This window comes from Kitasatospora griseola (assembly GCF_014648555.1).
GTDB lineage: Bacteria > Actinomycetota > Actinomycetes > Streptomycetales > Streptomycetaceae > Kitasatospora > Kitasatospora griseola.
In genome coordinates, this window is record NZ_BMRI01000013.1 from 167,765 (window position 1) to 183,816 (window position 16,052).

General features: G+C 73.2%; 17 protein-coding genes and 1 pseudogene. 11 read left to right on the top strand and 7 right to left on the bottom strand.

The features are described from left to right. The first annotated feature begins 103 nt into the window (after positions 1-103). Together gcvH and IEZ12_RS18895 are read left to right on the top strand one after the other, a co-directional pair. Positions 104-487 carry a glycine cleavage system protein GcvH gene (gcvH, locus tag IEZ12_RS18890; protein WP_189273039.1) on the top strand — a complete coding sequence of 128 codons (384 nt, stop codon included), beginning with the start codon at positions 104-106 and terminating at the stop codon, positions 485-487. A 94-nt stretch (positions 488-581) separates the two neighbouring features. Beyond that, positions 582-1,178: a GrpB family protein gene (locus tag IEZ12_RS18895; RefSeq protein WP_229847672.1), complete on the top strand. Its 597-nt coding sequence runs from the start codon at positions 582-584 to the stop codon at positions 1,176-1,178. Between the two features lie 24 nt (positions 1,179-1,202). On the opposite strand, the gene IEZ12_RS18900 is transcribed toward IEZ12_RS18895, so the two are convergent. Beyond that, positions 1,203-1,637, bottom strand: a complete 435-nt coding sequence (locus IEZ12_RS18900; RefSeq protein WP_189273040.1) for a VOC family protein — start codon at positions 1,635-1,637, stop codon at positions 1,203-1,205. 136 nt (positions 1,638-1,773) lie between these two features. On the opposite strand from IEZ12_RS18900, the gene IEZ12_RS18905 reads away from it, so the two are divergent. Both IEZ12_RS18905 and IEZ12_RS18910 read left to right on the top strand, forming a co-directional pair. After that, positions 1,774-2,226: a hypothetical protein gene (locus IEZ12_RS18905; RefSeq protein ID WP_189273041.1), complete on the top strand. Its 453-nt coding sequence runs from the start codon at positions 1,774-1,776 to the stop codon at positions 2,224-2,226. Beyond that, the gene (locus IEZ12_RS18910; RefSeq protein WP_189273086.1) at positions 2,226-3,335 is read left to right on the top strand and encodes a calponin homology domain-containing protein; all 1,110 of its coding nucleotides are present in this window, start codon (positions 2,226-2,228) and stop codon (positions 3,333-3,335) included. Before IEZ12_RS18905 ends, IEZ12_RS18910 begins: the two co-directional genes overlap by 1 nt. Before the next feature lie 22 nt (positions 3,336-3,357). Here IEZ12_RS18910 and IEZ12_RS18915 read toward each other — a convergent pair whose 3' ends face one another. Further along, positions 3,358-3,552 carry a hypothetical protein gene (locus IEZ12_RS18915; RefSeq protein WP_043911974.1) on the bottom strand — a complete coding sequence of 65 codons (195 nt, stop codon included), beginning with the start codon at positions 3,550-3,552 and terminating at the stop codon, positions 3,358-3,360. A gap of 434 nt (positions 3,553-3,986) precedes the next feature. Beyond that, positions 3,987-4,988, bottom strand: a complete 1,002-nt coding sequence (locus IEZ12_RS18920) for a phosphatase PAP2 family protein (protein WP_189273042.1) — start codon at positions 4,986-4,988, stop codon at positions 3,987-3,989. Between the two features lie 181 nt (positions 4,989-5,169). On the opposite strand from IEZ12_RS18920, the gene IEZ12_RS18925 reads away from it, so the two are divergent. Continuing rightward, positions 5,170-5,913: a TetR/AcrR family transcriptional regulator gene (locus IEZ12_RS18925; protein WP_229847673.1), complete on the top strand. Its 744-nt coding sequence runs from the start codon at positions 5,170-5,172 to the stop codon at positions 5,911-5,913. After that, the gene (locus tag IEZ12_RS18930) at positions 5,910-6,674 is read left to right on the top strand and encodes a glucose 1-dehydrogenase (RefSeq protein WP_189273043.1); all 765 of its coding nucleotides are present in this window, start codon (positions 5,910-5,912) and stop codon (positions 6,672-6,674) included. Before IEZ12_RS18925 ends, IEZ12_RS18930 begins: the two co-directional genes overlap by 4 nt. Before the next feature lie 28 nt (positions 6,675-6,702). Here the strand turns inward: IEZ12_RS18930 and IEZ12_RS18935 are convergent, their stop codons facing one another. Together IEZ12_RS18935 and IEZ12_RS18940 are read right to left on the bottom strand one after the other, a co-directional pair. Next, a complete protein-coding gene (locus IEZ12_RS18935) occupies positions 6,703-7,326 on the bottom strand; it encodes an MBL fold metallo-hydrolase (protein WP_189273044.1) in 624 nt (207 codons plus the stop codon). Between the two features lie 90 nt (positions 7,327-7,416). Then, on the bottom strand, positions 7,417-8,985 hold the full coding sequence (locus IEZ12_RS18940; RefSeq protein ID WP_229847674.1) for an AMP-binding protein: 1,569 nt from the start codon (positions 8,983-8,985) through the stop codon (positions 7,417-7,419). A gap of 567 nt (positions 8,986-9,552) precedes the next feature. Here IEZ12_RS18940 and IEZ12_RS18945 point away from each other — a divergent pair. From IEZ12_RS18945 to IEZ12_RS18965, 5 genes are all read left to right on the top strand, one after another. After that, entirely contained in the window at positions 9,553-9,705 is a 153-nt protein-coding gene (locus IEZ12_RS18945) for a hypothetical protein (protein ID WP_189273046.1), read from the top strand. Positions 9,706-9,818: 113 nt separating this feature from the next. Then, positions 9,819-9,977, top strand: coding sequence for a hypothetical protein (locus IEZ12_RS18950; RefSeq protein WP_189273047.1), 159 nt, complete (start codon positions 9,819-9,821; stop codon positions 9,975-9,977). A 91-nt stretch (positions 9,978-10,068) separates the two neighbouring features. Continuing rightward, positions 10,069-12,393: a DUF4135 domain-containing protein gene (locus IEZ12_RS18955; RefSeq protein ID WP_189273048.1), complete on the top strand. Its 2,325-nt coding sequence runs from the start codon at positions 10,069-10,071 to the stop codon at positions 12,391-12,393. Beyond that, a complete protein-coding gene (locus IEZ12_RS18960) occupies positions 12,390-13,577 on the top strand; it encodes a hypothetical protein (RefSeq protein WP_189273049.1) in 1,188 nt (395 codons plus the stop codon). The genes IEZ12_RS18955 and IEZ12_RS18960 overlap by 4 nt, the downstream gene beginning before the upstream one ends. Next, positions 13,574-14,857, top strand: a complete 1,284-nt coding sequence (locus IEZ12_RS18965) for a JmjC domain-containing protein (protein WP_189273050.1) — start codon at positions 13,574-13,576, stop codon at positions 14,855-14,857. The genes IEZ12_RS18960 and IEZ12_RS18965 overlap by 4 nt, the downstream gene beginning before the upstream one ends. An 8-nt stretch (positions 14,858-14,865) precedes the next feature. On the opposite strand, the gene IEZ12_RS18970 is transcribed toward IEZ12_RS18965, so the two are convergent. Next, positions 14,866-15,711, bottom strand: a complete 846-nt coding sequence (locus IEZ12_RS18970; RefSeq protein ID WP_189273051.1) for a hypothetical protein — start codon at positions 15,709-15,711, stop codon at positions 14,866-14,868. 213 nt (positions 15,712-15,924) lie between these two features. Next, positions 15,925-16,052: pseudogene (locus IEZ12_RS38685) on the bottom strand (gfo/Idh/MocA family oxidoreductase); the annotation flags it as partial.

Consider the following 16,052-nt stretch of genomic DNA (forward strand, 5'->3'; position numbering starts at 1 on the left):
CGGAACTGACATTTCGTCAGTGATCGGCAGGAAATCCGACGCTTCCCCGGCGCAGTCCGGCATGCTGAGGCAGCTGGTCAATCCATCCCAAGGAGGACAAACCATGTCGAACATCCCTGCGGATCTGCGGTTCGCCCAGTCGCACGAGTGGGCGCGCCTGGAGTCCGACGGCACTGTGACGGTCGGGATCAGCGATCACGCCCAGAAGGCGCTCGGCGATGTGGTGTTCGTGGAGTTGACGGAGGTCGGCAAGGTCTTCGAGGTCGGCAGCTCGGCCGGTGTGGTCGAGTCGGTGAAGGCCGCGTCGGAGATCTACGCGCCGGTCGGCGGCACGGTGACCGCCGTCAACGAGGAGCTGAACGAGAGCCCGGAGCTGCTCAACGACGAGCCGTACGACGCCTGGATCTTCAAGCTGAAGCCGTCCGACAAGTCCGAGCTCAAGAAGCTGCTGGACGCCGCCGGATACCAGGCGCTCCTCGGCGAGTGACCTTCCGCGGGCCGAACGCCACAGCCGCTGCCGGAGGTGGGACGAAAGGACGGGGGCGCCGTGAGCCGGGCCGCCCTCGGATAGATTTGTTCGGGTGATCACCGACACCGCCTCAGCGCCCATCGTCCTTGCCTACGACCCCACTTGGCCGGAGCGGGCGCTCGCTCTCACGGACGAGCTCCGTTCGGACCTCGGGCCGCTGGTGCTGCAGGTCGACCACATCGGCAGCACCGCGATTCCCGGCATGGCCGCGAAACCGGTGTTCGATGTGCAGATCACCGTCGCGGACCTGCACGAGGCCGAGGGCGCGTTCGACCGGCTCCTGGTCGAGAAGGGTTTTCGGCGGTCGCTGTACCGGTACGACCATGTGCCCGCGGGCGTCGAGGACGATCGGGAGCGGTGGACGAAGCGGCTCTGGACGCGACGCGGGCAGGCGGAGGCGGACTGCAACCTGCACGTCCGGCTGCTCGGCTCGCCGAACGAGCGGCTCGCCCTGCTGTTCCGCGACTGGTTCCGGGCGCACCCCGAGGCGGTGCCCGCCTACGGCCGGTTCAAGTCCGTGCTCGCTGGCGTCGTCCGCGACCTCGACGTCTACGCGGATGTCAAGGATCCGGTGGTCGACCTGGTCGTCACGGTCGCCGAGTCCTGGGCGGCCTCGACCGGTTGGACCCCCCACTCCGGGAAGGGCTGACGGAGCGGGGGGCCGGGCAGGGCGTCAGTCGAGGCAGAACTCGTTGCCCTCGACGTCCTGCATGTTCTGGCAGGACTCGTTCTCCTCGTCGGCGAGCAGGAGCCGGCCGCGGGTCGCGCCGAGGGCGACGAGGCGGGTGGTTTCGGCTTCGAGGGCGGCGAGGCGCTCTTCGCCGACCAGGCCGGTGCCGACGCGAATGTCGAGGTGGAGGCGGTTCTTGACGACCTTGCCCTCGGGAACGCGCTGGAAGTACATCCGCGGGCCGACGCCCTCGGGGTCGCTGGCGGCGAACCAGGAGCCGCGCTGCTCGGGGGGCAGCGACTCGGTGAAGGCGTCCCAGGTGTCGAAGCCCTCGGGCGGCTGCGGGGGGACGTAACCGAGCGCCGCGCACCAGAAGCGGCCGACGCGCTCCGGTTCGGCGCAGTCGAAGGTGATCTGGATCTTCTTGACCGATGACATCGCGCCACCATAGCAACGGCCGAGTGGATCTTGCGTGCGATTTTCTGCCGGTCAGCCCGCAGTTGACACCCCGTCGGCGACGGGCGACCCGCCGCCGGGAACGGGTGTGTCAGCGGCGTGTGCGAGGCTCCGCCGTATGGGAGTGCTGTTCGGCTATTTCGCCGCCGCTGATGACGACGACGCCCTGGGGGCGATCGTCCGGGACGACGACGAGCCTTTCGGGGCCGGGTACGACGGGACGGTGGTGAAGGGCATTGATCCGATGGTGGCGCTCGAACCCGCTGCGGAGTTGGTGACGGGGCGGTCCGGTGCGGAGCTCCGCGCGGATCCGCGGTGCGGGGCGCTGGTCGGCATGATCGAGGACGGTGAGGTGGTGGTGCTGGCGCTGTCGAACGTTCTCCGGGACGCGTTGGCGCGGCAGGGGGACGCCGCGCTCGGCGAAGTCGCGGAGCGGTGGGCGGCGGTGGACGAGGTGTTCCACGGCCCGGCCGATGCAGACCAACTCGCGGAATTCCTACGGGATTTGGCTGGGATCGCGAGCCGGGCCGCGGCCCGTGGCGCGGGTCTGTACTGCTGGGTGTGCCCCTGATGGGCGGCGGGCAGCCGACCGTCGAGGCGGTGCTGCGCGGTGCGGTCGCCCTGCCGGGCGGGCGGGAGCTGGTGAACGGCGTCGGGGTCGAGGGGCGGGCCGGATCGCGTCGGGCGGTGCTGCGGGACGGGGCACGGCTGGCGGTGTTCGACCTGGACGCGGTGTTCGACGGGCGGATGGAGCCGTCCGTCGCCTTTCCGCTGCCGTGGCCGGGGTGGACGGGCGGGGTGCACACGGTGAGTCCGGACGGCTCGTTCGCGGTGTTCTCCGGGCAGCGCGCGGTGCGGGCGGTGAACAGCGACGGCACGACCCGGTGGGAGTACCCGCACCCCTGCTGGGGTCCGGAGCTGGGGCATCCGCACAACGGGGACGAGCAGGAGGTGTGCGCGGGGTCCGAGCAGGGTTCCTGCTGGGTCTCGGACGACGGGCGGGTGGTGTGGGCGCACACGCCGGGCCCGTCGGGGGACGACTACCTGGAGGAGTGGGTGGTGCTGGACGCCGTGGACGGCCGCCCGCTGGCCCGCCAGCCGCTGGAGAGCGTCGCGTCCGCCTCGCACCACCGGTCGCACCCGGACTCCGGCCGGGTCGGGCTGTGCGTGGGCATGGGCCAGGACGGCGTCGGCCTGTACTGGGCGCACTGGGACGGCGAGCGGCTGCGGGACGTCCAGCTGGACGAGGCGGGCGAGCGCATCCTGATGGACGTCCACCCGGACCGGCCCGCGTACCTGACCGTCGACCAGGGCGGCTGGGACGTCCAGCTGCACGGCCTGGACGGCACGACGCTCGCCGAGGGCGCCGCGCCGCCGGCCGCCGACCCGGACGACCCGCCCTGCTGGGACTGGTACTGCGGCTTCGTCGACCCGCACACCGTCCTCGCCTCCACCCTGGACTGCGACGACGACCACGGCGCCCACTGGCTCCTCGACACCGCCACCCTCACCCCGCGCCACCGCATCACCTACCCGGACGCCCGCACCCCGGGCTACGCCCGCCCCCTCGGCGACGGCACCTGGCTGACCTTCGACGACCGCTCCGGCCTGCTCCACCGCTGGTCGGCGAAGCCGCCGATGGCGGGTGACGAGCCGATCGGGCACTGGTTCACCGGCTGAGCCCGGCGCTCCGTCCTCGTGGTCAGAGCAGCCAGAGGCCGAAGCCGGTGACCAGGATGCCGGTGGCGATCAGCAGGGGGCCCAGGAGGTGGTCGCGGGGGCGGTCGGTGCCCGGGCGGATGCGGATGGTGGAGGCCAGGCCGACGCCGAAGAGCAGGACACCGAGCGGGGTGAGGATCATCCACAGCGCGGGCGCGACACTGTGACCGTAGATCATCGGGTCGTCGGCAGGGCGGCGGGTCGGGGGCGCTCGCCGGGCGCGGACGGGGTGTGGGGTGCGGCCATGGTGGGTCCTCCTGCGGTGTTCCGCACGACGCTACCCGCGTCCACAACAAGACTCCGCCACGGATTGGCAAAGCCTTCGCCCCGACCGGCGGGCGGGCGGTTCGGCGCCGGTTTTTGACGGGGCGTCAGCACCCTGGCGCCCTCCAAAGGGGCTGTGACGACCGGCGTTCGATTCCCAGCGAACGTCCAGGAAACTCCCGGAGCACTCGGAGGAGGGTTCCGGGGTGGTTGCGCAGGCGGTGAGGAGAACGCGACCGGAACACGGCGGCTTTGCGGAGATCCTGCACGCGAGGCCCCCGGCTCCGGCCCGGCACCACCTTGCCGGGTCGGGGCCGGAGGCCTCGTGCGGTGGAGGGTCGGCCGGGGTCAGCCGACCGGGACGGAGGGCGGTGTCACGGCGACGGCGACGGCCTCCTGCTTCGCGGCGCGGGCCGCGGCGCGGCGGGCGACGAAACGGTTGACCAGGGTGACCATCACCCAGGCGTAGGCCCAGCCGACCAGCACGTCGATGATGAAGTGCTCGCCGCCGTAGACCAGGGTGAAGCCCATGGCCAGGGGGTACGCGGCGAGGATCACCCGCAGGGTGCGGCCGGCCCGGGGCCAGAACACCAGGGCGATCATCATCGGGTAGGCGGAGTGCAGCGAGGGCATCGCGGCGACGTCGTTGGCGAACCGGCTGCCGTTCTCGAAGATGGTGCCGGCCCGGTGCAGGCCGCTGTTCTCCAGTACGGCGTTCACTATCCGGTCGACGGCGGGCAGGTGGTTCTCGATCGCGGCCAGCCACGGCGGGTCGGCCGGGTACAGCACGTAGGTGAGGAAGCCGGCGAAGGTGATGGCGAGGTAACAGGCGAGGAAGTGCCGGAACCGGGCGTGGTTGCGCTTCCAGAGCACCGCGAGGATCCCGAAGACCGCGAAGAAGTGCGACATGTAGACGACGACGATCGCGTAGTCGTACCACTGCGGCTGCCCGGGGTGGTAGAGCAGGTCCTGCAGGCGCACCGTCCAGGTCTCGCCGAAGCCGAGCACCTCGTCGAAGGCGATCTGCGGAGCGTAGTGCGGCTGCCAGGGCGTGTGCGCCCCGTAGCCCCTGAGCAGCGAGTAGGCCCAGACCACGGCCATCACGGGCACCCAGTCGCGCAGCACGTACAGCCAGCCCTTGCGGCCGCCGCTGTGCACGGACGCGGCGACCAGGGCGGCGATCAGCCAGAGGAAGACCACGTCGTTGGCGTACGGCAGTCCGTAGACCGCGAGGTAGCGCCAGAACGCGAGGGCGAACAGCGGCCAGGCGAGATGCCTGGGGCGTAGTCGGGACAGCAGATGGACCGCCAGCGAGCGTGACCGCGCTGCCAGGTGGGACGAGTCGATCATGCGTCACGAAGCTAGCAAGAGCGTCTTTGAGAAACCTTCAGCCGCGCGCCCGGGCTCCCAGCGAATTCCCAGACGGCACACGGACGGGGGACGGGCTCCGGACGGGGGACGGGCTCCGGCCGCCGGATCGGCGCCAGGCCAATGCTCGACATTAATAATGGCGAGTATTAATCTGTGGGGCATGGCAAGGGACATGGCAACGACGTCGGGCGCCGACCCCACCGGCACGGGCACCACCCGGGACCGGCTGATCCGCTCCGCCGAGCAGCAGTTCGCGGCGCAGGGCGTGCACGGCGCGCAGCTGCGCGAGGTGGTCCGGGGGGCGGGGCAGGCGAACCCGTCCGCGGTGCAGTACCACTTCGGCTCCCGTGAGGGGCTGCTCGACGCGGTGATGGCGGAGCGCCAGCACCGCACCGAGCGCGCGCTGGCCGAGCGGCTGCCCGAGCCCGAGGGGCGGCCGCTGGCCGAGCTGCTCGGCGCGCTGATCGACGCCGAGGCCACCGAGCTGCGCACCGAGCGCGGCCGGGACTGCCTGCGGATCTCCACCCAGGTCAGCCACGACAGCGGCATCCGCGAGCGGCGGCCGCACCCGGGTCTGGCGGGCAGCCGGTACTGGCGGCTGATCTCCGAGCTGGAGGCGCCGCTGGTGGAGCTGCTCCCGGAGCCGGTGCGGCTGGAGCGGATCGACCTGGTGCTCACGCTGATCGGTGCGGCGCTGGCCGAGCGCGCCCGGCAGCTGGCCGCGGGCGAGCCCACCCTGACGGCGGACGGCGGCTACCTGGCCGACCTGGTCTCCGTCTGCCATGCCGCGCTGACCGCACCGCCGGCCGGGGCACACCCCGCCCCGGCGCGGCCGAACCACTCTGCGCCGGGCGCGGGCGACGCGTCCGGCGTGCACCACGAGAACGCGAGGAGCAAGTCATGAGCGAGCTGTCCGGCAAGACCGTCGTCGTCACCGGCGGGGCCCGCGGCCTGGGCGCCGAGACCGCGAAGCAGGCGGTGGAGGCGGGCGCGAACGTGCTGATCACCGACGTGCTGGACGCGGAGGGCGAGGCCACGGCCGCCGCGCTCGGCGAGCGGGCCCGCTACCGCCACCACGACGTCACCTCGGAGCAGGACTGGGCGGAGGCGGTCGCGTTCGCGCAGGCCGAGTTCGGCGCGGTGCACGGCCTGGTGAACAACGCGGGCATCTCCACCGGGAGCTTCCTCGCCGACGAGTCGGTGGAGCACTTCCGCAAGGTCCTGGACATCAACCTGACCGGTGTGTTCATCGGCATGAAGACCGTCATTCCGGCACTGCGCGAGGCCGGCGGCGGCTCGGTGGTCAACATCTCCTCGGCGGCCGGCCTGATGGGCCTCGCGCTGACGGCCGGCTACGGCGCGTCCAAGTGGGGTGTCCGCGGCCTGACCAAGATCGGTGCGGTGGAGCTGGGCGTGGACCGGATCCGCGTCAACTCCGTGCACCCGGGCATGACGTACACCCCGATGACGGCGGCCGTCGGCATCGAGCGCGGTGAGGGCAACTACCCCAACACCCCGATGGGCCGGGTCGGCGAGGCCCCGGAGATCGCCGCGGCCACCGTGTTCCTGCTGTCCGACGCGGCCTCCTACATCACCGGCGCGGAGCTGGCCGTGGACGGCGGCTGGACCACCGGTCCGACCGTCCGCTACGTGTTGGGCCAGTAGCGGACGGGGCGGGGCCTTCGGGTCCCGGTCAGGCGTCGAGCGGGGCGGACTCGCCCAGTGCGAGGCGGGTGTAGCGGGTGCCCGCCTCGCCGTCGAGCCAGCCGTCGAAGTTCGCCGCGCCGCGCTCGCTGAGGAAGGCGTCGTGGATCGGGACGGTGCGCGCCGGGCGCAGGGCCCGCACCAGTTCGAGCGCCCCGCGCATGGTCAGCCACGGCCCCGAGGAGGGCAGCAGCAGGGTGCGCACCGGCTCGTCCGGCTCGTCCAGGGAGTCCCCGGGGTGGTAGAGGCCGTCGACCAGGTAGCCGAGGTTCGAGCAGTCCGGGTAGTTGTCGATCACCTGGGCGTGCCGCCCGCCGACGGCGTGCACCGCGAAGCCGCCCGCCTCGAACCGCTCCCCGGCCGTCAACGAGTGTGCGCCGCCGCCGAGTTCCGCCGCGACGTCCTCCGGCGCGAAGACCTCCAGCGCCGGGTCGGCCTTCCGGGCGGCCGCCAGCAGCTCGTGGTCCACGTGGTCGTGGTGCCCGTGGGTGATCAGCACGGCGCGGACGCCGGCGAAGGCTTCGGGCTCGGTCCAGCACCCCGGGTCGATCAGCAGGGACTTCTCGCCGTCCTCGATCCGGACGCACGCGTGGGAGTACTTCGTCAGCAGCATCCGGCCAACCTAGCGGCCCCGCCGGAGCACCGCCCCCGGTTTTCGCCTTCCCCCTGACGCTTCGTCAACGCCAGGGGGACGACGGGAGGTTCAGCGTGTGGCGGCTTCGCGCAGGCGCTTCTTGTCCGGCTTGCCGACGGGCGTCAGCGGGATCTCGTCGACGAGGTGCAGCACCTCGGGGGCGAAGATCCGCCCCTTGCGTTCGGTGACGAAGGCGCGGAGTTCGTCCAGCTCCGGCCGCTGCCCCGGGGCGGGGACGACGGCGACGTGGACGTGCTCGGCCTGCTGGTCGTCGCGGACGCCGAAGACCGCGCAGCGGGCGACCGTCGGGTGGGTGAGCAGCAGCTCCTCCACCTCGGAGGGGTAGACGTGCCCGCCGACCACGATGATCAGGTCCTTGGCCCGGTCGGAGAGGTAGAGGTAGCCGTCCTCGTCGAAGTAGCCGACGTCGCCGGTGTTCAGCCAGCCGTCGTGCAGCACCGAGGCGGTCAGGTCGGGCCGCTTCCAGTACCCGGCCATGATGGTGTCGGACCGCAGGTGGATCTCGCCCTGTTCGCCGGTCGGCAGGTCGGCGCCGTCGGCTCCGCGGATCGCCACCTCGATGCCCGGCAGGGGGCGGCCGACCGGGACCTGTCCGCCCTGGCCGATCCGCTCGTGCTCGTGGGGGGCGAGCGCGGAGATCATCTGCGCCTCGGACATGCCGTAGACGCCGACCAGGACCGGCCCGAAGACCTTGAACGCCTCGCGGATCCGGGTCGGCGAGGCAGCGGCGCCGCCGTACATGATCTGCCGCAGGCTGGACAGGTCGGTGCGGCCGATCGCCGGGTGGTCGAGCAGCTGGTACAGCAGCGGCGGGAGCACCCAGAGGTCGGTGATGCGTTCGCGCTCGACGGCGGCGAGGACCGCGCCGGGGTCGAAGGAGCGCTGGAGGACCACCGTCCCTCCGTGGTGGAGCACCAGGTCGGAGAGGACGCCGGCCAGGTGGGCCAGCGGGGTGGCGGCGAGCAGGCGGGGCGCCCGGTCGTCGCCGACCGGGGTGTCGAAGATGGCGCGGTAGGGCCCGTGCAGGGTGAGGATGCCCTTCGGGATGCCGGTGGTGCCGCCGGTGTGGCGGATGCTCAGGTCGTCCTCCGGCCGGATCCGGACGTCCGGCGGTTCGGCGGGCCGGTGGGCGGCGGCCGCGATCACGTCCTCCCCGACGGCGCCGTCGCCGTCGGGCCCGGGGCCCAGGGTGAGGACGGTCGGCACGTCGATCAGCGGGATCAACTCGGGTGCGTCGGCGTACCGTTCGGCGTCGACCAGCAGCACGGCGGTGTCCACGCTGGTCGCGATCTCGGCCAGGATCGGGGCGCTCATGCCGTCGTACAGGTTCACCACCCGGGCGCCGGCGAGGCCCGCCGCGAACCGGGCGATCAGCGCCTCGGGGGTGTTGCCGGTCAGCAGGGTCACGGTGGTTCCGCGGGTGGCGCCCCGGGCGATCAGCTCGTGCGCGAGGCGGTAGGTGGCGGCGGCGAAATCGCCCGCCGTGATCGCGGCGCCGTCGGCGTCGACGACGGCCCGTCGGTCCGGATCGGCCGCGAGGGACCGGAGGACCATCGCGGGACCGCTCACGAACTCCGCGTCAGGCATGGCCACTTCTTCGTTGTGGTTGGCAACCATGGCCACAGGCTAACCCGACCGCGCCGTCGCACCGGGCAAGGGCGGCCGCGATTTGGCGCGAACCCTCCGCCACCGGCGCGTTTCTGATGGTCCGTCAACTCCGACTGCTCCTCACGCCTCCCCTTCGGCGTCTTGGCGCTCCGGGGGAAGCCCTGGGGTCGAAGACATCGGGACAGATCGAACGACCGGAGGGACGCCCCCCTGCGGATCACCGTACTGACCGTGGCCGACTTCCCGAACGCCCGGCCGACCGACACGCCGCACCGGAGCCGTGGACGGCGGCAACCGGGCCGGCGGCGGAAGCCGAGGCGCCGGGCGGAACCGGACCGGCCGCAGGGCTGGGCCGAGCCGGTGGCTCCTGATCGCGTCACCCTGTCGGCTCACCAATGCGGTTACTGCACACGGAAGTTATGTTGACGAACCGGTGCTGCTGGGCAACACTGGCTGGCGCGGTCACGTCATGCACAGTCATGTCATGCGCGGCCACGGCAGGTTCAGTCAACCGCACGGCGCCCCGTCACCGGATGTCGCGGTGGCCTGCCGTGCACTCGTGTCAGGAGGCCCCTCATGGAAGCTCCTACCCTGCAGCCGCCGACCGGCGACACCCTCCTCACCGACGAGGAGTTCGACCTCGTGATCGGCGAACTCGAACTGGACGTCCCGGAGAACGCGCCGAGTGCCGGCACCTGCGGCCTGCACCTCTACTGCATTCTGAAGTAGGCATTCTCCGGCCCGTTCTCGCTCGGAACAGCTCCCCCGAACCACGTCGCGGCGCCGCCGGATCCGGCGGTGCCCGGCTCCTGCTGTGCCACTTCTACTGACAGGGGAAATCGATGGAGACCTCGACCGTGCTGACGCCGCAGGGCTACGCCCTCACCGCGGACGCGGAGTTCGACCTGGTGATCGGAGACCTGGAGCAGGGCCTTCCGGAGGGCGGCTCCGCGCACGCGGTCTCGACGTGTGTGCGCATCTACTGCGTTCCGAACCTGTAGTTCCCGGGTACGACGCAGCACCGCGACGCCGCGCGACGCCGGTCCGACCGACCGCGTGGCGTCGCGGACGGACCACCTGACCAGGGGCAGAATGGAACTGCGCGACCACGGCGGCGCCGCCCGTGCGCCCGAACTCCCCTCTGCGACACGCCGGTTGATGACGGCGCTGGCCGAAGGCCGGGCAGGCCGGGCGTTCCCGCCGGTGGCCGTCCCCGGGCCGGACGGCACGCTCGCCGTCGAACGCCCCTTGGGCGGCCCGGCCGAGGCGCGGGCCCTGGGACATGCGCTGGCCGATGCCCGCTTCGCGCCGCTGCACGAGGTGCTGCGGCGGATCGACGCCTGGTCCGAGCGCGCCGTCGCCGACGGCCGAATGATCGATCCGCAGGTGCTGCGGCCGGAGAACGCGGACCTGTTCGGGCCGCTGCTCACCGAGACCCTGGAGACCTGCGTCGACCGGCCGCCCGACCGTGCTGCCGCCTTCGCCGACCGCCGGGCCGGGCAGTTCCTGGACTTCCTGACGCTGTTCCTGGACCGGCTGGCCCGCGACCGGCCCTCGGAGCGCCGGGTCACCGGCCTGTGGGCGAACGGCGAGGAGACGCACAACGGCGGCCAGCGGGTGCTGCGCGTCGAGTTCGCCGACGGCGTCCGGCTCGCGTACAAGCCGCGGCCGGCGACCGGCGAGCTCCTCTTCCTGGCCGCCGAGGACTCGGTGTTCGCCCTGCTCAACGCGCTGCCCCCGGCGGCCGGCCCGGTCCGGCTGCCGACCATGCGGACCTCGGCGGGCAGCGGCCCGGACCGGGCGTGCTACTCCTGGCAGGAGTGGATCGAGCCGCCGGACGCATGGGGCGTCCTGCGTACTGACGGCGGGTGGAGCCTGCGTGGCGCCGTCCTCGATCCGGGGGCGGCGGCCCGCTATTGGCACCGCGCCGGATCGCTGGCCGCCGCCGCGTTCGCGTTCGGGATCACCGACCTGATCGGCGGCAACGTGCTGATCGGGCAGCGCCCGGGCGACGGCGAGCCGCTGCTGTTCCCGGTCGATCTGGAGGCGTACTTCGCAGATCCGAAGCGACTGTTCGAGACCGGGCTGCTGTTCGATCCCGCGGTCTCCGCGCACCACCACGTCGGCCTGGAGAACGTCGCGCGCTGGTGCGACCTGGACGGCCCCGCGACCTGCTGGCGTCCGCAGCCGGACGGCTCGCTGCGGCTGGAGCGGCGGACCCTCCCGCTGGCCCGGACCGGGACCCGCACGATGGTCGGCGACACCGAGGGCCGCACCGGCTACGGCCCCCACCTGCCGGCGATGCTGCGCGGCATGTTCGACGCCTGGACGCTGATGTGCCGCCACCGCGCCCGGATCGCCGAGTTCCTCGCGGAGCGGGCCGCCGGACACGTGGTGCGGGTGATCGCCCGCCCGACGGCCGAGTACCCGGGCGGCGGCGACGTCCCGTTCACCGAAGGCGAGTCGGAGCAGCTCACCCGCGGCGACGTGCCGTACTTCTTCCGCGCGGCCGACGGCGGCCCGCTGCTCGCGCTGCGGATGCCGCCCGGCCGCGAACTGTGCGCGGACCCGACCGACGCCCCGCACGACGAGGGCCGCCCGTGGCCGCCGGTCGCCACCGTCCGCGAGGGCGGGAAGCTGGACCTCGCCGGGCTCGGCATCGCCCTGCGCGACGCGGTCGAGCACGTGTACGGCGATCCGGAGCCGCGGCGGGGCGGCCTGCACGACCACGGGCGCGGGGTGCGGATCGGCCTGCGCGGCCCGCGGGAGGGCGAGGTGTCCTTCGACTGGCCGACGGCGGGCCGCCGCATCACCTACCGGTGGGACGAGACGAAGCTGCGGCTGTGCATCGACCCCCTGAACGACCCGGCCGCCCGGGAAGCCGCCGGGATCCGTGAACGGCTGCTGCGCCTGGGCCGGATCGACGCGGCGCTGCGCGACCCGTGGGCCGCCGGCGGCTTCACCGACACCGGGCTGGAGGCGAAGCTCGACCGGCTGACCGGCACCGGCGTCGTCTGGCTGCGCGGCGTGGTCGCCGAGCACGGCTGGCCCGGCCGGGGCCTGGTCGGCGAGGAGGCCGCCACGGCGGCGAGCGCGCTGCTCCAGCACTGCACCGGCGACCTGGAGTTCCGGCGCGAGTGCCTGGCGCTGATCGAGGCCGCGGCCGAGCGCGGCGACATGCCCCGGCGCGACGCCGCCTACCTCACCGACTCGCTGCGCCGGGCCGAGGGCCGCCCGCAGCTGTACGGCACGAAGTTCGAGCGGGCCGCGGGCGGCGACCTGCGGCCCTGCCCGATCGAGGACGAGGAGCGGGTGGACGAACGCCGCGCGGCCGTCGGCCTCGGCCCGCTCGCCGACTACGCGGCGCTGCTGGCGGCGAAGTACCCGGCGCCCGAGAACGAAGGGGTAGAGGCGTGACCACCACCGACTGGACCGAACTCCTTGCCCGCGTCTGGGGCAAGGAACCCGCCCTGTTCCCGGCAGCCGCCCCCGCCGGCCCGGCCCACCTGCACCGCACGATCGTCGCCGCCTGCGAACCCTTCCGCGCCGGAACGGTGTTCCGGACCCTGCCGCAGGTCCGCCTGCACACCCCGCTCGGCTGGCTCGGCGCACCGGGGAAACTGCTGCCCGACGCCGACGACCCGAGCCCCGCCGCCTACCGGGCCCGGCTGCGCCGCGAGCCGGCCGGCAGCGGGCCGGACACCGGCTTCCTGCTGAGTGTCCGCCAACCCCTGCACACCGACTGGGCGTTGTGGTCGGCCGTCCGGGACTCCCTCGCCGAGCTGTGGCGCCGGGTCGGCCTGCCGTGCCTGCCGGTCGAGGCCGAGCTGACCGAGGGCGACGACTTCACCCGCACGCCGGGCCTGGCCGCCCCCTCCGCGCACGCGGTGCTGACCTGGGTGCTGGCCGGCGCCCTGGAGGCCGAACTGCACGAGCCGGACGGCGAGTTCCGCGTGCTGCGGGCCACCGCCGGCGAGCTGCTGTACTGGCCGGAGGGCTCCCGCTGGCGCGAGCACCACCGCGACGGCTGCGTGACGCTGCGGATCTCCGTCCCCCGCGCCCAGCACCTGGCGACCGGGGCGGTCAAGGACCTGCTGGCCGAGGACGTCCGGGGCCGGCTGGAGTACGACGGCACAGTGCCCTGCCTGCCCTACCCGCCACCCGCGGGCGGGCCGCCCGACCTCGTGGTCGCCGTCGGCGAGGCGGCCCGCGCCGCTGCCGAGGGCACCGAGCTGACCGCCGCGCTGCGCGCCCGGTGGGCGGCGTGGTGGTCCTCGGCCGGGCTGGAACCGGTGCCCGGGCCGCGCGCCGACGTCCCCCTGGGGCCCGAACAGCGGCTGCGGGTGGTGGGCGGGATCGTCCGGCTGCCGGACGGGCCCGGCCGCTGGATCTGGGCCGTCAACGGACACGCCTTCCCGATCGGCGGGGCCGCCGGCGAACGGATCGCCCAGCAGCTGCGGCCCGGCCGCGAACTGACGGTCGGTGAGCTGTGCCGCGCGGTGGGCGCGGACGAGCACAACCGCGCCGTGACCGCGCTGCTGCGCAAGCTCCACGCGCTGCGCGGCATCGACCTGGCCGACGGGGAGAGGACGGACGGATGACGACCGCACCCGCGAGCGACCTGGCCGTCGTCCGAGGCCCCCTCGACTGGGACGAGTTCACCGCGCACTACTGGGACCGGCGCCCGGTGCTGATCAAGGCCGTCCGCCCGGCGCCCTTCGAGCTGCGCGAGGTCTTCGCCGCCACCGCGCTCGCCACCCGGCCGCCCGGCCCGTACCGGATGCCGCCGACCGCCCAGTTCGCCGTCGGACGCTTCCAGCAGACCGAGCCCGCGCACTGGTTCCCGCGCCCCGAGGACGGCGCCTTCGACGGCTACCGGCGGCGGCTGGACGCCGAGTTGGCGGGCTTCTCGAAGGAGACCCGGTACGCGCTGGTCGTGCACGCCTTCCATGCCTTCCACGCCGGGCAGTGGGAGCGCCAGCGGGCGTTCTTCGACCCGCTGTGGGAGCGCACCGGGCTGCCGCTGTCGGGGGCGATCACCACGCTCTTCCACGGCAACTACGAGCACACCCCGGTCGGCGTCCACAAGGACCGGTTCGCCACCTTCCTGTTCGCCCTCGAAGGCCACAAGCGGATGCGGTTCTGGCGGGAGCGCCCGTGGACCGAGCCGGTGACCACCAAGCTGGACTACCGGCCCCACCTGGCCGCCTCGTTCACCGCCGAACCCGAGCCCGGCGACCTGCTGTACTGGCCCGCGAGCTACTACCACGTCGGCGAGAGCGTCGACGGCGGCGCCGCGACCAGCGTCAACGTCGGCGTCCCGCGCGAGGCGCACCGCGCGGTCTACGACATCGACGACCTGCTGCTCGGCCGGAGCAGGGACGCGATGGTCGATCCGGACGTCGCCCTGGTCCGGCTGCCCGCCGCCACCGCCCCGCTCTCGGCGCCCGAACCGCCGACGGACGGCGCGCTGCCCGAGGCGCTGGAGCAGACCCTGCGCATCTTCCGGGGCTACCGCGACCCCGCCCGGATGCAGGACCTGGTCGCCGACCTCTCCCTCAGCACCCTGACCGCGTCCGGCCTCTGCCCCGTCCCCCCGCCCGAGCCGGTCCGGCCGCTGGACGACGCCACGACGGTGTGGTCCCGCACCCGGGTGCTGCACCAGCCGGTCGAGGGGGCGCTGCTCTGCGCCGCCAACGGGCACATCCTGCGCAGCCCGCTGACGCCGCAACAGCTCGAACCGCTGCTGCACCGACTCGCCGACCAGCAGCCGCTGACGGTCGGCGAGCTACTGGCCGCCGTGCCACCCGCCGCCCGCCCGGACGCCCGCCATCTGCTGGAGGCCCTGGAGAGCTTCCGCGCCCTGACCCGCGGCCGGTAGGGCGCCGGTCACCAGATGGTGACGTCGACTTTGACCAGGCCGATGTCGTACGGCATGTCGGTGATGGTGACGGCGATCGCCGCGCCCTTGCTGCTGGTGAGGCAGAGGGTGGCGCCGACGCGGATGCCCTTGGCGTCGTTGGTGGGGCGTTCGGCCGCGGTGTGGTAGCGGAAGCTCTTGATGGTGCCGGCGCGGGCGGCTTCGCGGCAGGTGGCTTCGGTGAGGTCGACGACGGCCGGGAGCACGGCGGCGAGGTTGCCGAGGACGACCGTCGGGGCGGGGTGGTCGTGGACGACGATCTCGTAGGACTTCTGGTCGGCCTCGGACATGGCGTTCCAGTCGTCGTCGCCGACCAGGGCGGAGAGCGGCTTGTCGTTCGGCGCGTCCAGGTCGATCAGCTCGTAGCCGCTGCCGACCACGTCGATCTGGAACGAGACGGTGCGCGGCGCGCGGACGCCGGGGCTCGGCTCGGCGGACGGCGAGGGGATCGGCGAAGGGACCGGCGAGGGGACGGGCGAGGGGGCCGGCGACGGCGTCGGTGACGGCGCGGGGGCCGGGGACGGCCGGGCCGGTGGGGACTGGGTGCTGACGGCGTCGCCGGACTTGATGCCGATGGGGAGCGCCGTGATGATGCCGGCCGCGTTCATGGCGAGGACGGTGATGGTGGCGACCGTCCCGATGATGGAGAGCGAGAGCAGCAGGGCGCGCCGGTTGGCCGGGGTGTCCGGGGCCTCCCAGGAGAGGCCTTCGCGGCCGGCGTGGAACGTCACCCGGTCCGGATGGTCCTCCCCGTGGTGCCGGCCGTCCGAGTGCTCCCCTTCGTGGGGCGGGTGCCCGGAGTCGGGTGCGGTCACGTGGCTCTCCTGCGGTCAGATCTCGTTCGCCACCGTACAGTTGCGCCGCGCGCCGCCGATCCGGGCGACCGCCGCGGCCGGCGGTGCATGCGCGGCTTCTCTGCTGGGCGCATGCCCCGTCACGGCACCGGCGGAACTGATCCTTCCGGGGTGATCACCGATCGGGTGAATCGCTCGTTCGAGCGACCCACTCCACAAGATTCTGACGGTCCGTCAGGCGGCAGACTCGATCCGCTCCACGATCAGTTCGCACAGTTCGTGGGTGCGCAGCGCGTCGCCCGCGTCCAGGGTCTTGCCGGCGCGCAGTGCGTCCAGGAAGTGCAGCACCACCTGTTCGATGC